Annotated in this window: 17 protein-coding genes; 7 read left to right on the top strand and 10 right to left on the bottom strand. The window is 58.8% G+C overall.

Annotated elements, in window-relative coordinates; genetic code table 11:
- Positions 1-31: 31 nt before the first annotated feature.
- On the bottom strand, positions 32-1,537 hold the full coding sequence (gene glpK, locus HX824_RS24050) for a glycerol kinase GlpK (RefSeq protein ID WP_003208721.1): 1,506 nt from the start codon (positions 1,535-1,537) through the stop codon (positions 32-34).
- An 80-nt stretch (positions 1,538-1,617) separates the two neighbouring features.
- A complete protein-coding gene (locus HX824_RS24045) occupies positions 1,618-2,472 on the bottom strand; it encodes an MIP/aquaporin family protein (protein WP_134327268.1) in 855 nt (284 codons plus the stop codon).
- A gap of 360 nt (positions 2,473-2,832) precedes the next feature.
- Here HX824_RS24045 and ybaK point away from each other — a divergent pair, with 360 nt between their 5' ends.
- Positions 2,833-3,303, top strand: a complete 471-nt coding sequence (gene ybaK, locus HX824_RS24040; RefSeq protein ID WP_003208718.1) for a Cys-tRNA(Pro) deacylase — start codon at positions 2,833-2,835, stop codon at positions 3,301-3,303.
- Positions 3,304-3,313: 10 nt separating this feature from the next.
- On the opposite strand, the gene HX824_RS24035 is transcribed toward ybaK, so the two are convergent.
- The gene (locus tag HX824_RS24035; RefSeq protein ID WP_008433494.1) at positions 3,314-4,423 is read right to left on the bottom strand and encodes an ABC transporter ATP-binding protein; all 1,110 of its coding nucleotides are present in this window, start codon (positions 4,421-4,423) and stop codon (positions 3,314-3,316) included.
- The gene (gene argF, locus HX824_RS24030; protein ID WP_134327267.1) at positions 4,420-5,340 is read right to left on the bottom strand and encodes an ornithine carbamoyltransferase; all 921 of its coding nucleotides are present in this window, start codon (positions 5,338-5,340) and stop codon (positions 4,420-4,422) included. The genes HX824_RS24035 and argF overlap by 4 nt, the downstream gene beginning before the upstream one ends.
- A gap of 445 nt (positions 5,341-5,785) precedes the next feature.
- Between argF and HX824_RS24025 the strand changes: the two genes are divergently transcribed.
- Complete coding sequence (locus tag HX824_RS24025) at positions 5,786-7,882, top strand: molybdopterin oxidoreductase family protein (protein ID WP_177055194.1); 2,097 nt, start codon at positions 5,786-5,788, stop codon at positions 7,880-7,882.
- Positions 7,883-7,981: 99 nt separating this feature from the next.
- Entirely contained in the window at positions 7,982-8,320 is a 339-nt protein-coding gene (grxD, locus tag HX824_RS24020; RefSeq protein ID WP_003208710.1) for a Grx4 family monothiol glutaredoxin, read from the top strand.
- Positions 8,321-8,398: 78 nt separating this feature from the next.
- Here grxD and bfr read toward each other — a convergent pair whose 3' ends face one another.
- The gene (bfr, locus tag HX824_RS24015) at positions 8,399-8,869 is read right to left on the bottom strand and encodes a bacterioferritin (protein ID WP_008433502.1); all 471 of its coding nucleotides are present in this window, start codon (positions 8,867-8,869) and stop codon (positions 8,399-8,401) included.
- A gap of 200 nt (positions 8,870-9,069) precedes the next feature.
- Positions 9,070-9,288 carry a bacterioferritin-associated ferredoxin gene (locus HX824_RS24010; RefSeq protein ID WP_003208706.1) on the bottom strand — a complete coding sequence of 73 codons (219 nt, stop codon included), beginning with the start codon at positions 9,286-9,288 and terminating at the stop codon, positions 9,070-9,072.
- 237 nt (positions 9,289-9,525) lie between these two features.
- Here HX824_RS24010 and HX824_RS24005 point away from each other — a divergent pair, with 237 nt between their 5' ends.
- Complete coding sequence (locus HX824_RS24005; RefSeq protein WP_003172097.1) at positions 9,526-10,128, top strand: peroxiredoxin; 603 nt, start codon at positions 9,526-9,528, stop codon at positions 10,126-10,128.
- 64 nt (positions 10,129-10,192) lie between these two features.
- Here HX824_RS24005 and rnt read toward each other — a convergent pair whose 3' ends face one another.
- Together rnt and pyrC are read right to left on the bottom strand one after the other, a co-directional pair.
- Complete coding sequence (rnt, locus tag HX824_RS24000; RefSeq protein WP_003208704.1) at positions 10,193-10,870, bottom strand: ribonuclease T; 678 nt, start codon at positions 10,868-10,870, stop codon at positions 10,193-10,195.
- On the bottom strand, positions 10,867-11,913 hold the full coding sequence (gene pyrC / locus HX824_RS23995) for a dihydroorotase (protein ID WP_003208703.1): 1,047 nt from the start codon (positions 11,911-11,913) through the stop codon (positions 10,867-10,869). The genes rnt and pyrC overlap by 4 nt, the downstream gene beginning before the upstream one ends.
- Positions 11,914-12,069: 156 nt before the next feature.
- Here pyrC and HX824_RS23990 point away from each other — a divergent pair, with 156 nt between their 5' ends.
- The 3 genes from HX824_RS23990 to HX824_RS23980 all read left to right on the top strand — a co-directional run bounded on the left by HX824_RS23990 (position 12,070) and on the right by HX824_RS23980 (position 15,615).
- On the top strand, positions 12,070-12,978 hold the full coding sequence (locus HX824_RS23990; RefSeq protein WP_087695280.1) for an OmpA family protein: 909 nt from the start codon (positions 12,070-12,072) through the stop codon (positions 12,976-12,978).
- A 129-nt stretch (positions 12,979-13,107) separates the two neighbouring features.
- Entirely contained in the window at positions 13,108-14,325 is a 1,218-nt protein-coding gene (locus tag HX824_RS23985) for an argininosuccinate synthase (protein ID WP_003208700.1), read from the top strand.
- A 657-nt stretch (positions 14,326-14,982) separates the two neighbouring features.
- A complete protein-coding gene (locus tag HX824_RS23980; RefSeq protein ID WP_003208698.1) occupies positions 14,983-15,615 on the top strand; it encodes a response regulator transcription factor in 633 nt (210 codons plus the stop codon).
- Positions 15,616-15,686: 71 nt separating this feature from the next.
- On the opposite strand, the gene HX824_RS23975 is transcribed toward HX824_RS23980, so the two are convergent.
- Entirely contained in the window at positions 15,687-15,872 is a 186-nt protein-coding gene (locus tag HX824_RS23975) for a PA3496 family putative envelope integrity protein (protein WP_003208696.1), read from the bottom strand.
- Between the two features lie 107 nt (positions 15,873-15,979).
- Positions 15,980-16,618 carry an endonuclease III gene (gene nth, locus HX824_RS23970; protein ID WP_010170146.1) on the bottom strand — a complete coding sequence of 213 codons (639 nt, stop codon included), beginning with the start codon at positions 16,616-16,618 and terminating at the stop codon, positions 15,980-15,982.
- Positions 16,619-16,680 lie beyond the last annotated feature (62 nt).

Below are 16,680 nucleotides of genomic sequence, written 5' to 3'. Positions count from 1 at the left end.
GTTACAACCCTATGCGCGTCCGGCGCTTGGCTTATTCAGCGCCTTCGTGGGGTTCCCAGTCGCGGGTGCGGCTGACTGCTTTCTGCCAGCCGGCGTAGAGTTTTTCCTTCGCTGCTTCTTCCAGCTGCGGTTCGAATTGACGCTCGATTACCGCCTTGCCACGCAGTTCGTCCAGGCTGCCCCAGAAACCGCACGCCAGGCCGGCCAGGTAGGCGGCGCCCAACGCGGTGGTTTCGCGCATTTGTGGGCGTTCAACCTGGGTACCGAGGATGTCGGCCTGGAACTGCATCAGGAAGTTGTTGGCGACCGCGCCACCGTCTACCCGCAGGGATTTGAGGCGTTCGCCGGAATCCTGCTGCATGGCATCGAGTACGTCACGGGTCTGGTAGGCAATCGACTCCAGGGCTGCACGGATGATGTGATCCACGCGTACGCCACGGGTCAGTCCGAACAGCGCGCCACGGGCATACGGGTCCCAGTACGGAGCGCCCAGGCCGGTGAAGGCTGGCACCAGGTACACGCCGTTGCTGTCCTTGACCTTGCCGGCGAAGTATTCGGTGTCGGTGGCATCGGCGATGATCTTCAACTCATCACGCAGCCATTGCACGGTGGAACCGCCGTTGAACACGGCGCCTTCCAGGGCGTAGGCCACTTCGCCACGCGGGCCGCAGGCGATGGTGGTGAGCATGCCGTGCTTGGATTTCACCGCCTTGTCGCCGGTGTTCATCAGCAGGAAGCAGCCGGTGCCGTAGGTGTTTTTCGCCTGGCCCGGTTCTACGCACATTTGGCCAAACAGCGCCGCCTGCTGGTCACCGGCGATACCGCCGATGGCGATACCGCTTTTGGTGCGACCATAGATTTCCGAGGAAGACTTCACTTCCGGCAGCATTTCGCGCGGCACGTCGAGAATCTCCAGCATCTTGGCATCCCACTCCAGCGTGTGGATGTTGAAGAGCATGGTGCGCGAGGCGTTGGTGTAGTCGGTGACGTGGGTCTTGCCGCCGGTAAATTTCCAGATCAGCCAGCTGTCGATGGTGCCGAACAGCAGCTCGCCGTTACGCGCACGTTCGCGGCTGCCTTCGACGTTGTCGAGGATCCACTTGAGCTTGGTGCCGGAGAAGTACGGGTCGGTGACCAGGCCGGTGGTGTCGTTGATGTATTGTTCGTGGCCGTCGCGCTTGAGCTGCTGGCAGATCTCGGTGCTGCGGCGGCATTGCCAGACGATCGCGTTGTAGATCGGGCGGCCGGTGATTTTGTCCCAGACCACGGTGGTTTCACGCTGGTTGGTGATACCGATGGCCGCGACCTGGTCATGGTGCAGGCCGGCTTGTGCCAGGGCCTCGACCATCACCGCGCTCTGGGTAGCGAAAATCTCCATCGGGTCATGTTCGACCCAGCCGGCTTGCGGGTAATGCTGGGTGAATTCACGCTGGGCGGTGCAGACCACGTTGGCGTCACGATCGAAGATGATCGCCCGGGAACTGGTGGTGCCCTGATCGAGGGCAATGATGTAGTTCTTATTCTGAATGTCGGTCATGTCGATTGCCTTGGACGGAGAATAGGGAAGTCAGTAAACAGCCTGGGCCGCAAAAGGGCAGTACGGTCCAGGCTATCGCATCAGGAAGTACGGGTTTTGGCGGTGGCAGCCGCGTCGGTTGCATCAGTTGTAGCAGGTGCGGCGCTGGGCAGGTGACGGGCAATCAGCCCGCGATAGGCGGCAGCACCGAGGCAGGCGCCGACAATCGGCGCAAAGATCGGAATCAGGAAGTAAGGAATGTCGCGCCCGCCAGTGAAAGCCATTTCACCCCAACCGGCGAAAAAGGTCATCAGCTTGGGGCCGAAGTCACGGGCCGGGTTCATCGCAAAGCCGGTCAGCGGGCCCATGGCACTGCCAATCACGGCGATCAGCAAACCAATCAGCAGCGGCGCCAACGGGCCGCGGGGCAGGCCGTTGTTGTCATCGGTCAGGGCCATGATCACGCCCATCAGGATCGCGGTGATGACCATTTCCACCAGGAACGCCTGGGCCGTGCCCAGCAGCGGATGCGGGTAGGTGGAGAACACCGACGCCAATTCCAGGCTGGCCTGGGTGCCGCGAATCATGTGGTGGGTTTGTTCGTAATCGAAAAACAGGTTGCTGTAGAGCGTGTAAACCAACGCGGCCGAACAGAAGGCCCCGGCGACTTGGGCAATGATGTAGAACGGCAGTTTGCGCTTGTCGAAATCGGCAAAGATGCACAGGGCGATACTGACCGCCGGATTGAGGTGAGCCCCGGAAATACCGGCGCTCAGGTAGATCGCCATGCTGACGCCGATCCCCCAGATGATACTGATTTCCCACAACCCAAAGCTGGCACCCGCGACCTTGAGCGCAGCAACACATCCGGTACCGAAGAAGATCAGCAACGCAGTGCCCAGGAATTCGGCCATGCATTGACTTGAAAGTGAAGGCTGTTGAAGAGCAGTTGTCATGGAAAACCTCTGTTTTTGTTGTTGTCTGGCGTTTTGCCGCAACGGGCAATCGGCGATTTTCACCGTGGCGAGGATCCCCATCCTGTTCGCGGCTTACTGCTGTGAATCCGTAGGTGCATTCCTACAGTATTCGTAAACGAAAAAATATAGACAAGAATGACGGCTGTCAAAGGTCGAAAGTGAACGATCGGTCATTTTGTAATTATTGGTGTGATGAATGATCGTGCCGTGGGCGCGGGAAGCGGCAGGGAAGGTGCGCGTGAGCGCGTGGCAGAGGGCTTCGGACTAGAGCCTTTTGCTTGTTGTTGGCCTAGAATTGGCTGTCTGTTTTTTCACCTTTTTGCCAAGCCTGGAGCCCACATGACGCCCGCATTGGACCTGTTGAAAAAAGTTCGCGCCGAACATCGAATTCACAGTTACGAACATGACCCCAAGGCAGCGTCCTATGGTCTGGAGGCCGCGGAAAAATTGGGCCTGGACCCGGCGCAGGTGTTTAAGACCCTGCTGGCCAGCAGTGAAAAAGCCGAGCTGCTGGTGGCGGTTGTGCCGGTCGTCGGAAGTTTGGATTTAAAGGCGTTGGCGCAGGCGGCGGGGGTAAAAAAGGTCGAGATGGCAGACCCGGCAGCGGCGCAACGGGCCACCGGTTACTTGTTGGGCGGCATCAGCCCGCTGGGGCAGAAGAAACGCCTGCGCACCTTCATCGATGTGACGGCGCAGTCGTTTCCGACAATTTTTATCAGTGCGGGGAGAAGGGGGCTTGAGGTGGAGTTGGCAGCGACAGTGCTGGCCGAACACACCCAGGCCAAGTTCGCGGAAATTGGCCGGGCGTGATGCGTTGACGTCAGGAGGCGGTGCTGTAGCGGCGAACGCCTGACTCAACCTGAGGGATTTGTGCTGCGGTACTGCCTGAGGCCTGGAACAACACCAGGTGCTCGGCTGCCACGCGAATGCCCACGTCGGCACCGACCAAGTGATCGGCGTGGCTGGGGAAGATCGACTCCAGCTGAGCGCCTGTCGGCAGCTGCAAGCGATACAGGGTCGACGCGCCGAGGAACGTCTTGCCGACAATCCGCGCCTTCAAGGCGCTGTCCGGTGCATAAACGATGTCGTCCGGGCGCAGCAACACATCCACCGCGCCGCCGGTTGGCCAGGTGTAGGCACGATTGCCGCGCAACTCCCCCAGTTCGGTGGTAACCGATTCCGGCGTGTTCAACTGCCCGCGAATGAAGTAACCCTGGCCAATGAAGCTGGCGACAAAGGGTGTCAGCGGTTCGTGATAGAGGTTGTAGGGCGTATCCCACTGCTCCAGGCGACCCTCCTTGAACACACCGACATGGTCACTCACTGCGAAGGCTTCTTCCTGGTCGTGGGTCACCAGAATCGCACTGGTGCCCCGCGCCTTGAGGATATCGCGTACTTCGTGGCTGAGTTTGCGCCGCAGTTCGCCGTCGAGGTTGGAGAAGGGTTCGTCCAGCAGCAACAATTGCGGTTCCGGCGCCAGGGCGCGAGCCAGGGCGACGCGTTGCTGCTGGCCGCCCGAGAGTTCGTGGGGGAAGCGCTTGCCGAGGTTTTTCAGGTTCACCAGTTCCAGCAATTCAGCGACCACACGCTCTTTTTGCGGGTGCTTGCGAATGCCGAAGGCGATGTTGTCGGCCACGCTGAGGTGTGGAAACAGCGCGTAGTCCTGGAACACCATGCCGATCCGACGTTTCTCCGGGGCCAGTGTGAAACCGGCGCTGGAAATGACTTCGCCTGCCAGGCTGATCTCGCCTTCATGCACCGGCTCAAACCCGGCAATCGCTCGCAGCGTGGTGGTCTTGCCGCAGCCCGAGGAGCCCAGCAGGCAACCGATGTCGCCAGCGTTGAGGTGCAGATTGAGGTTCTGCACCACCCGTTGGTCTTGATAGCCGCATGCCAGATTGCGCAGGTTCAGCAGTAGTGGCTGGCTCATGCAGGACGGTACGCCGGCGCAACCAGAAACTCGAGCAGGGCTTTTTGTGCGTGCAGGCGGTTTTCCGCCTGGGCCCAGGCTACTGAACGTTGATCGTCCAGCAGGTCGAGACTGATTTCTTCGCCACGGTGGGCGGGCAGGCAGTGCATGAACAGCACGTCCGGCGCGGCCAGGTCGAGCAGGGCGCGGGTGACCTGGAACGGGGCGAAGAGCTTGAGGCGCTTGGCGGTTTCCTCTTCCTGGCCCATGGAGGTCCACACGTCGGTGCTCACCAGGTGTGCGCCGATGACCGCCTCACGCGGGTCGCGGACGATGGTCACGCGGTCGCCGGCCTCGGCCAGGAAGCGTGCATCCGGCTCGTAGCCTTCAGGGCAGGCAACGCGCAATTTGAAGTCGAACTGGATCGCCGCTTCTATATAGCTGTTGCACATGTTGTTGCCGTCGCCGATCCAGGCCACGGTCTTGCCCTGGATCGAGCCGCGCTGTTCGAGGAAGGTTTGCATGTCGGCCAGCAACTGGCAGGGGTGCAGGTCATCGGACAGGCCGTTGATCACTGGCACTCGGGAGTTGGCGGCAAATTCGGTCAGGGTGCTGTGGGCGAAGGTACGGATCATCACCGCATCCAGCATGCTCGACATCACGATCGCGCAATCGCTGATCGGCTCGCCACGGCCCAGTTGGGTATCGCGAGGTGACAGGAAGATAGCCTGGCCGCCGAGCTGAATCATGCCGGCTTCGAAAGACACGCGGGTGCGGGTGGACGACTTCTCGAAAATCATCCCGAGCACGCGGTTTTTCAAAGGCTCGAACAGTACGCCGCGGTTACGCAGGTCTTTAAGCTCAATGCCTCGACGGAGCACGCTGACCAGCTCTTCGGGCGTGCAATCCATCAGGGAGAGAAAGTGCCTTGCGCTCATCATTAACTACCTTTTTGCAACAGACCGCAGATACTCAAAGCCTGGTTTATTTTGAAAACGGGCGAGACCTGCGGCGAAAGCCGCACGGGGCGACGAAATAGGGGAAGGCGCGATCTTATAATTAAATGTCGCGTCTTACCAATAGGGCTACAGTTTTTAGGGGAGTTCAAGGACGCGGGGAGGGCGCTTTTGAAGCCTGTTTCCTGACAGCAGCGGGTCATTTGTACACTGGCGCTGCGCCACATTGCAATGCGTGAGGGCGGGCTGAGGCCGGGCTGCGTCGGTTTCAGCGGGCTGCCGGAGGCTTCTGAAACATTTCCTGATGTTTCCTCATGGCCTGGCCTGATGCCCCTGGATTCACACGACGAACGTTGCTGGCGCTGCTGCCCCGGGCGGGCCATAGTTTTCGTCCGAAGCGCCTAGCCCACAATAAAAGAGACTGGCCATGACCAAGACTCTCCACCACCGTGCCTGCCATCTGTGCGAAGCCATCTGCGGCCTCACACTGGAGACCACCCAGGGCGAAGACGCAAGCCTGGCGATCACTTCGATCAAGGGCGACCCCCTGGATACGTTCAGCCGTGGCCATATCTGCCCCAAGGCCGTGGCCCTGCAAGACATCCAGAATGACCCGGACCGCCTGCACCAGCCCATGTTGCGGGTGGGCAGCGAATGGCAGCCGATCCCGTGGGAAGACGCCTTTGTACTTGTAGCCGAGCGCCTGGCCGCGATTCAAGCGCGTCACGGGCAGAATGCTGTGGCGGTGTACCAGGGCAATCCGAGCGTGCACAACTATGGCCTGATGACCCACAGCAACTACTTCCTTGGCCAGCTGAAGACCCGCAATCGTTTTTCCGCCACCTCGGTGGACCAGTTACCCCACCACCTCACCAGCCACCTGATGTACGGCCACGGCCTGTTGCTGCCGATCCCGGACATCGACCATACCGATTTCATGCTGATCCTCGGCGGCAACCCGTTGGCGTCCAACGGCAGCATCATGACCGTGCCGGATGTGGAGAAACGCCTGAAGGCCATCCAGGCTCGCGGCGGCAAAGTCGTGGTGGTTGATCCGCGCCGCAGCGAGACGGCGGCGATGGCCGACCAGCATCTGTTCGTGCGCCCGGGCGGTGATGCGGCGTTGTTGTTCGGATTGCTCAATACACTGTTTGCCGAGAACCTGACCCGTGACAGTCACCTGCCGGTGGACGGCCTGGATGACGTGCGCCACGCCGTGGCCGGATTCACCGCCGAGGCCATGAGCCGTCAATGTGCGGTACCCGCCGAGCAGATCCGCCAGTTGGCCCGGGACTTTGCGGCGGCTGAAAGGGCTGTGTGTTATGGCCGCATGGGCGTTTCGACCCAGGCGTTCGGCACTCTGTGCCATTGGCTGGTGCAGTTGATCAACCTGGTGACCGGCAATCTGGATCGAGTCGGCGGGGCCTTGTGCACCACGCCGGCAGTCGATCTGGTGGCTTCCACCTCCGGCGGGCACTTCAATCGCTGGCAAAGCCGGGTTTCCGGGCGACCCGAGTACGGGGGCGAGCTGCCGGTATCGGCACTGGCTGAAGAAATGCTCACTGAGGGTGAAGGGCAAATCCGTGCGCTGGTGACGGTGGCGGGCAATCCGGTGCTCTCCACGCCCAACGGCCGGCAACTGGAGCAGGCGCTGGATGGCCTGGAGTTCATGGTCAGCATCGACCTGTATATCAACGAGACCACGCGTTATGCCGACCTGATCCTGCCGTCCACCTCGGCCCTGGAAAACGATCACTACGACACCACCTTCAATATGTTCGCGGTGCGTAACGTCACCCGTTTCAATCGCGCCATCCTGCCGAAACCCGAGGGTGCGTTGCATGACTGGGAAATCTTCGTCGGCCTGGCCCGGGCGTTTGCCGAGAAGACGGGTAATACACTCAAACCGACGATGCCGCCTGCGCAGATGATCGACTTCGGGCTGCGGGCCGGGCCTTATGGTGACAGGTTGTCCATTGCCGCGCTGGCCGATCACCCTCATGGCCTGGACCTCGGGCCGCTGAAACCCAACCTCGCAGGCCGCCTGAAAACCGCCAATGGCCATCTGCAGGCCGCACCATCGGTAATCCTCGCCGACCTGGCGCGCTTTGCCGCGCAGCCGGTGCCCGAGGTGAATGAGTTGCTGCTGATCGGCCGCCGGCATGTGCGCAGCAACAACTCCTGGATGCATAACTACCACCGGCTGGTGAAGGGCAAGCCTCGCCATCAACTGCTGATGCATCCGGATGACCTAGCCCATCGCCAGTTGACTGACGGGCAGCGGGTACGGGTCAGCTCGCGGATCGGCATGATCGAGGTGGAAGTGTTGGCCAGTCTCGACATGATGCCCGGCGTGGTCAGCCTGCCTCACGGTTGGGGCCACGGCCGCCCTGGCGTGCAGATGACCATCGCCAGCGGGCAGCCGGGGGCGAGCGCGAATGACCTGACGGATGAGCGGCAACTGGATGAGCTGTCGGGCAACGCAGCGTTGAACGGCGTGCCGGTGCAGGTGGCGGCGGCGTAAGGATTGTCTGTCGGGGAGTCCGAGCGTCACGCTGGGGTTTGCGTTACAATGCGCCACCGTGCCGACCCATGAGTCGGAAAGTTCCAGCCGAGGTGTTCCATGGATATCATCGAAACGATCAAAGAGCAGATTGCCAACAACACTATTCTGCTTTACATGAAGGGCGCCCCTAACGCTCCCCAGTGTGGCTTCTCCGCAAAGGCTTCCCAGGCAATCATGCAATGTGGCGAGAAGTTCGCCTACGTGGATATCCTGCAGAACCCGGAAATCCGCGCCAACCTGCCGAAGTACGCCAACTGGCCAACCTTCCCGCAGCTGTGGGTTGCCGGTGAGCTGGTCGGCGGTAGCGACATCATCACCGAAATGGCGGCTGATGGTTCGTTGCAGGCACTGATCAAAGACGCAGCGGCCAAAGCAGCTGCGAAGACCGAAGCCTGATTTGTTTTAGGCCGCGGCAATAAAAAGCCCCGCTTCTCGAAAGAGAGCGGGGCTTTTTAGTGGCCGGGAATTGAAGGGTTATTCACCCATCTGCGATTGCAGGTAATTCTCGATAGTCACTTTGTCGATCAGGCCGATTTGGGTTTCCAGCCAGTCGATGTGTTCTTCCTGGTCTTCAAGGATATCTTCCAGCAGTTCACGGCTGCCGAAGTCGCCCTTGGATTCGCAATGAGCAATGGCGGCCTTCAGGTCGGTGTGGCTCTTGCGCTCGAAGTTCAGGTCGCAGTTGATCATTTCCTGGGTGTGCTCGCCGATGTTCAGCTTGCCCAGGTCCTGCACGTTCGGCAGGCCTTCCAGGAACAGGATGCGCTTGATCAGCGCGTCAGCGTCCTTCATGGCCTTGATGGATTCTTTGTATTCACGCTTGCCCAGCTTTTCCAGGCCCCAATCGTCATACATGCGCGCATGCAGGAAGTACTGATTGATCGCGACCAGTTCATTGGCAAGGATTTTGTTGAGTTGCTGGATGACTGTGATGTCGCCTTTCATGATTGGGGTCCTGCCCTGTATTAGCTGTATATAAGGCGGAGTTTGAGCTGCGCATTTACTACTGTCAAACCTAAGTTATTGAATAATAAATGAAAATTAATCGGAATAAGAATGTTTGTGTTCCGCGTCTTGGCGCTAACTGTTTGAATTTCGGGCATAAAAAAACCGGACACTAAGTCCGGTTCTTTAAAACACGCTGATTAAGCGTGTGTAAATTCTGCTGAGTAGGGGATCGCAGCCTGGGCAGTTTGCAGCTGCGTCAGGGTTTCCCGTACCACTTGCTTGGCGAGGCAGGCGCATTTGCCGCATTGGCTGGCAACGCCGGTGGTTTCACGTACTTCCTTGTAGCTGCAGCAACCTTCGTAGATTGCTTCGCGGATTTGTCCGTCGGTGACGCCAGTGCAAAGGCAGACATACATAAGGGAGAACCATCGCGGTTTAAGGCTTAAGTGCGACGGATCTTAATGTTAACGAGAATGATTGTCAAAGTAGTTTCTCAAGCCTTGGTGTTTGCACGCGGCTTCACTGACGAACGGCTTTTTTCCGGTATGATGGTCGGTCTTCACGAAGCGTGATCACGTCACAGGCTTGTCGTTTAGCTGCGGCACACTGGGACGGATCCTTTTACTTCAGTCACCACCATCAGGAGATACCCAATGAGCGTACTCGTCGGCAAACAAGCCCCGGATTTCGACGTACCCGCCGTCCTCGGCAATGGCGAAATCGTAGACAGCTTCAAACTGTCTGAAGCCATCAAAGGCAAATACGGCCTGGTGTTCTTCTACCCGCTGGACTTCACCTTCGTCTGCCCATCGGAGCTGATCGCCCTGGATCACCGCATGGACGATTTCAAGGCGCGTAATGTTGAAGTGGTTGCCGTTTCCATCGACTCCCATTTCACCCACAACGCCTGGCGCAACACCGCCATCAATGATGGCGGCATCGGCAAAGTCAAATACACCATGGCTGCCGACATGAAGCACGACATCGCCAAGGCCTACGACGTTGAGTCCGAAGGCGGCGTGGCATTCCGTGGCGCGTTCCTGATCGACGACAAGGGCGTTGTACGCTCGCAGATCATCAACGACCTGCCGCTGGGCCGTAACATGGAAGAGCTGATCCGTCTGGTCGACGCCCTGCAATTCCACGAAGAGCACGGCGAAGTCTGCCCTGCCAACTGGAAAAAAGGCGACAAGGGCATGAACGCTTCGCCAGAAGGCGTTGCGGCTTACCTGACCGAGAACGCTGGCAAGCTGTAAGCCACGTTCGAAGCAAAAAAAACCGGCCTGAGAAGGCCGGTTTTTTTATGTGCGGGATTTGGCTTCAGTCGCCGAAGTCTTCCCAGCCGCCCATCTGTTTCCAACGGTTGACGATGCCGCAGAACAGCTCGGCGGTCTTCTCGGTGTCGTAGCGGGCCGAGTGGGCCTCACGACCGTCGAAGTCGATACCGGCAGCCTGGCAGGCCTTCGCCAGCACGGTCTGGCCATAGGCCAAACCGGCCAGGGTCGCAGTGTCGAAGCTGGAGAACGGGTGAAACGGGTTGCGTTTCATGTCCAGGCGCGCCACGGCGGCGTTGAGGAAGCCCAGGTCGAAGCTGCTGTTGTGGCCCACCAGGATCGCGCGTTTGCAGCCATTGGCCTTCAGGGCCTTGCGTACGCCACGGAAGATGTCGGTCAGCGCCGCTTCTTCACTGACGGCCATGCGCAGTGGGTGATCAAGCTTGATCCCGGTGAATTCCAGGGCCGCCGCTTCGATGTTGGCGCCTTCGAACGGCTCGACGCGGAAGAAGTGGGTGTGTTCCGGGAACACGAAACCCTGTTCATCCATGCCGATGGTCGTGGCGGCGATTTCCAGCAGCGCGTCAGTGGCGCAATTGAAGCCGCCGGTTTCTACGTCGATGACAACCGGCAGGTAGCCACGGAAACGCTCGGCCATCGGGTGACGGGAACCGCCACCACCGCCGCCGTGTTCCTGGTCGTCGTCGTAATGGTCTTCACTCACGGGTGTTCCTCCAGCAGGCGCCAGCGCAGTGTTTCACCGGCGCGCAGCGGGATAACGGTCAGCTCGCCAAACGGCAGGCTGGTGGGGGCGGTCCAGTCTTCACGGACCAGGGTAATGCGGTCTGTATTCGCCGGCAGGCCATAGAAACGCGGGCCGTTGAGGCTGGCGAACCCTTCAAGCTTGTCCAGGGCGTTGCGTTGTTCGAACGCTTCGGCATACAACTCGATCGCCGCATAGGCGGTATAGCAACCGGCACAACCACACGCGGCTTCCTTGGCGTGTTGGGCGTGAGGTGCAGAGTCGGTACCGAGGAAAAATTTCTCGCTGCCACTGGTGGCGGCATCGAGCAGCGCTACCTGGTGCGTGTTGCGCTTGAGAATCGGCAGGCAATAGAAGTGCGGCCGAATCCCGCCCACCAGCATGTGGTTGCGGTTGTACAGCAGGTGATGCGCGGTGATGGTCGCGCCGACGTTGGCCGAAGCCTCGGTGACGAACTGCACGGCATCGGCGGTGGTGATGTGCTCGAACACCACCTTGAGGGTTGGGAACAGCTCGACAACTCGGCGCATGTGCTCGTCGATGAAGATCTTTTCACGATCGAACACATCGACATCGCCACGGGTGACTTCACCGTGGATCAGCAACGGCATGCCCACTTCGGCCATGGCTTCGATGGCCGGCAGGATCTTGTCGATACTGGTGACGCCGGAATCGGAGTTGGTGGTCGCGCCGGCCGGGTACAGCTTGGCGGCGTGCACGAAACCACTGGCCTTGGCCTGGCGGATTTCTTCGGGCTGGGTGCGGTCGGTCAGGTACAGCACCATCAACGGTTCGAAGCGGCTGCCGGCCGGTCGTGCAGCGAGAATGCGCTGGCGATAGGCGTCGGCTTCCGCGGCGTTACGCACCGGAGGTACCAGGTTAGGCATGATGATGGCGCGGCCAAACGTGCGCGCTACATCGGCCACGGTTTGGGGCAACGCAGCACCATCGCGAAGATGAATATGCCAGTCGTCGGGACGCAGCAGGGTCAGGCGGTCGGACATTGGGGATTCCAGGCGGGTCAATCTGGTGGGAATGCTACCGGAAAAGACTCTTGCAGGCACTCGCTATCAAGTTTTGCAGGATGCGACCGATATCCCTGGGTATGCCTTAACGATGTATGACGCCTTGATGTGTTGTAGAAACCAGTGGAGCCTCCCGTGCGCCAGCATTATCTAGCCCTGCTCAGTGTGTTCGCCAGCCTGCCCGCGATGGCCCTCACGTTCCAGACACGTCTGGAGAATATTGAGTGGAAAGTGGAGGGCGATAAATTCGAGTGCCGCTTGACCCAGCCGATCACCGATTTCGGCTCGGGCGAGTTCGTGCGCCGGGCCGGCGAGCAGGCGACGTTTCGCCTGAAAGCCTTTAACGGCTCGTTGGGTGCCGGTTCCGCAACCCTGTTGGCGGCGGCTGCGCCGTGGCAGCCGGGGCGTGGCGATATCAACCTGGGGGCGGTGCGTGTCGGCAGTGGCGATGTGCTGTTCAACAGCTCCCAGGCCCAGGCCGGGCGTTTGTTTACCGGCCTGCTCGAAGGGCGCAGCCCGACGGTGCGCCACTATAGCCGCGACGGCGGTTACTCCGAGATCCGCCTGCTGCCGGCGAAATTCAGCAAGGCCTACAACGACTACCAACTCTGCACCACCAAGCTGCTGCCGATGAATTTCGAGCAGGTCAAACAGACCGAGGTGGGTTTCCCGGGTGGCGGCATCGAACTGGACGCGGCGGCCAGGAAAAAGCTCTCGGTGATTCTCGAATTCATGAAAGCCGACCCGACGGTTAACCACGTCGAGTTGAATGGCCACTCCGACAACAGCGGCAATCGCCTGACCAATCGCGACGTTTCGCGGCGTCGTGCATTGGCGGTAATGGATTACTTCAAGGCCAATGGCATCCAGGAATCGCAGATTACCCTGCGCTTTCATGGCGAAAGCTATCCGCTGGCGCCGAACACCAACGCGGCCAACCGGGCGAAAAACCGCCGGGTGAATATTCAGCTCGAACGGGTGGCAGCGCCCGAGAAACCGGCGCCCCAGGCCAAGGCGCCAGGCAACGCTGCCGCCACCTCATAAGGTGCGGCGTTTCGTCGCCCGCTCGACATAATCTGTCGCTTTATCTTCATTTGCTGTCGCGCCTCTGTAATTTCACGGTTTTGGTCGGTAGAATCGACGCCTTTCCGTACAACCCCGTGGAGTGATGGCATGGCCGACGTAAACAAGGTCGTTCTCGCGTATTCCGGCGGCCTGGACACTTCGGTGATCCTCAAGTGGCTGCAGGATACTTATAACTGTGAAGTGGTGACCTTCACCGCTGACCTGGGTCAGGGCGAAGAGGTCGAACCTGCACGTGCCAAGGCGCAAGCCATGGGCGTGAAAGAGATCTACATTGACGACCTGCGCGAAGAGTTCGTCCGCGATTTCGTTTTCCCGATGTTTCGCGCCAACACTGTCTACGAAGGCGAGTACCTGCTGGGTACTTCCATCGCACGTCCGCTGATCGCCAAGCGCCTGATCGAAATCGCCAACGAAACCGGCGCCGACGCCATTTCCCATGGCGCCACCGGCAAGGGCAACGACCAGGTGCGTTTCGAACTGGGCGCCTACGCCTTGAAGCCAGGCGTAAAAGTGATTGCTCCGTGGCGTGAATGGGACCTGTTGTCCCGTGAAAAGCTGATGGACTACGCTGAAAAGCACGCGATCCCGATCGAGCGTCACGGCAAGAAGAAGTCCCCGTACTCGATGGACGCCAACTTGCTGCACATCTCCTATGAAGGCGGCGTGCTGGAAGACACCTGGACCGAGCACGAAGAAGACATGTGGAAATGGACCGTCTCCCCGGAGAACGCTCCTGACAAGGCCCAGTACCTGGAACTGACCTACCGCAACGGCGACATCGTCGCGCTGGACGGCGTCGAAATGACCCCGGCCACCGTACTGGCGACCTTGAACCGTATCGGTGGCGAACACGGTATCGGCCGCCTCGACATCGTCGAGAACCGTTACGTGGGCATGAAGTCCCGTGGTTGCTACGAAACCCCGGGCGGCACCATCATGCTGCGCGCTCACCGCGCCATTGAGTCCATCACCCTGGACCGTGAAGTGGCTCACCTCAAAGACGAGTTGATGCCCAAGTACGCCAGCCTGATCTACACCGGCTACTGGTGGAGCCCGGAGCGTCTGATGCTGCAACAGATGATCGACGCTTCCCAGGTCCACGTGAACGGCGTTGTGCGCCTGAAGCTGTACAAGGGCAACGTGATCGTGACCGGTCGCAAGTCCGATGAGTCGTTGTTCGACGCCAACATCGCCACTTTTGAAGAAGATGGCGGCGCCTACAACCAGGCAGACGCGGCAGGCTTCATCAAGCTGAACGCGTTGCGCATGCGCATTGCGGCCAACAAAGGTCGCAAGTTGTTCTGAGTGTTGTAAGTTGCAATGAAAAATGGCCCCTCAAGGGGCCATTTTTTTTTGGTTGAAAATACATCCGGAATCATCGGGCGTGCGCTTGTGTTTATTGTTCGCTTCGAAAAAGTTCAGGTACTCCAGGAAATGATCTGGAGTGTTTATATTTTTACGGGGGCAATGTTTATTAATTTCGTTCGATAAGTGATGCATTGTTGAAAGTGAGATTTTTTCTTGTAGGCAGGAACTATGTACTACAGAAAATTCACTCAGAAATGTACCGCGAATATGTCAGATGCTGACATGCCTGTAGGATTTATGGAGCGTTAGTAATTATGTCGAATGGAACTTTTAAAAACCCGATTTCCCTCCGGGTTCACAGGTCTTCTGACAGCGCACAAGGGGCATTTCCTGAAACTTGTGTACGGCGCGTTTACCCGGGCCCGCGTAATCCTGGGAATTTTCACTCAAAATATGTTTGTGCTCGGAAAGTTCTGAAAGCCCCAACAAAACTGGATAGCTCCGATCTGGCGTTTTTTTGTAGGTTAAATCCTATGTCTTTGTGGGTTAGGTCTCTGCTTGCTGTTGCTTGGGGGGGAGCGCTATGCCAAGCGAGAAACGACTAGGCTATTGTGCTTACTCTTAATAATTCGAACAGCGAAATTGGACTTGCCCATGAATAAAGTGCTGATCGTGGATGATCATCCCGTCATTCGTCTTGCTGTGCGTATGCTAATGGAACGTCATAGTTATGAGGTCGTTGCCGAGACCGATAACGGTGTCGATGCCTTGCAACTTGCGCGCGAGCATATGCCGGACATTGTCATACTGGACATTGGAATTCCCAAACTCGATGGCCTGGAAGTTATATGCCGGCTGTCATCAACCAAACAGGCACATCCCTTCAAGGTGCTGGTGCTGACGTCCCAGGCGCCCGGGCATTTCTCGATGCGGTGCATGCAGGCGGGTGCTGCCGGCTACGTGTGCAAGCAACAGGATCTCACCGAGCTGTTGAGCGCGGTCAAGGCGGTGCTGTGCGGGTATAGCTACTTCCCCAACCAGGCGTTGAACTCGGTGCGCTCCACGATGGGCAACGCCAGCGAAGCGGACATGGTCGAGCGCCTATCCGGACGGGAGATGATGGTGTTGCAGCAGTTGGCCCGCGGCAAGACCAACAAGGAGATCGCCGATGGCATGTTCCTGAGCAACAAGACTGTAAGCACCTACAAGACCCGCTTGCTGCTCAAGCTCAACGCCCGCTCGCTGGTGGACTTGATCGAGCTGGCCCAGCGAAACGGCCTGGTGTAGGCCGGCCTCACATTTACATCCAGTCAGAAAAAAGCCTCCGCAAGGGAGGCTTCTGTTTATCGTTGGATCGATTAGAGATCGAAGTCGTAATCGGCCAACTGTTTTTGCAAGCGCCGCTCTTCCAGCAGGTTGTCGATGGTGCGGCGTTTGCTCAAATTGGTCTTGGCCACCTCTACCGGTGCTTCTGCTGCATCATCGTCGGATTCAGCGCCAACAACGTCGTCTTCTACATCCAGTTGTTCTTTGCCAGTGCTCATAAGGTTAACTCCAGGCTAAGACTGCCGTTGGCGCTCCTTATAACGATAATCTCGGGCCTGGTAAAAAAGATTTTTTCAATCGACTCATCGATAAAAGCAATGATGGCTCAATCGTCGGAAGTCTTTTCCTTGTATTCGCACAGGTCTTCGATGCGGCAGCTGCCACAGCGCGGCTTGCGGGCCTGGCAGACATAGCGTCCGTGAAGGATCAACCAGTGATGCGAGTCCAGCAGGTACGGCTTGGGCACGAACTTCATCAGCTGTTTTTCCACTTCCACCACATTTTTTCCGCGGGCAATACCGGTTCGGTTGCTGACCCGAAAGATGTGCGTGTCCACCGCCATGGTCAATTGGCGAAATGCCGTATTGAGCACCACATTGGCGGTTTTTCGGCCAACACCCGGAAGGGCTTCCAGGGCTTCGCGCGTTTGCGGCACTTCGCTGCCGTGCAGTTCCACCAGCAGCCGGCATGTCTCGATGACATTCTTCGCCTTGCTGTTGTACAGGCCGATGGTCTTGATGTATTCGGACAAGCCCTCAACCCCCAGCGCGTAGATCGCCTCCGGGGTGTTCGCCACCGGATACAACTTGGCGGTGGCCTTGTTGACGCCGACGTCTGTGGACTGGGCCGAGAGAATCACGGCGATCAGCAACTCGAACGGCGAGGAGTAGGCCAGTTCGGTTTTCGGTTCCGGGTTGTCTTCGTGAAGCCGGCGGAAAATTTCCAGGCGTTTTGCGGCGTTCATGGGGCGAGCGGTTCCTTGCGGACAGTCAGTGTGGTTACGAAAAACGGGCCCAATAACCCAAG

It is taken from the genome of Pseudomonas sp. D4002, assembly GCF_013385665.1.
Lineage (GTDB): Bacteria > Pseudomonadota > Gammaproteobacteria > Pseudomonadales > Pseudomonadaceae > Aquipseudomonas.
Note: the sequence above shows the minus strand (reverse complement) of the source record. Positions and strands in the feature narration are given on the sequence as shown.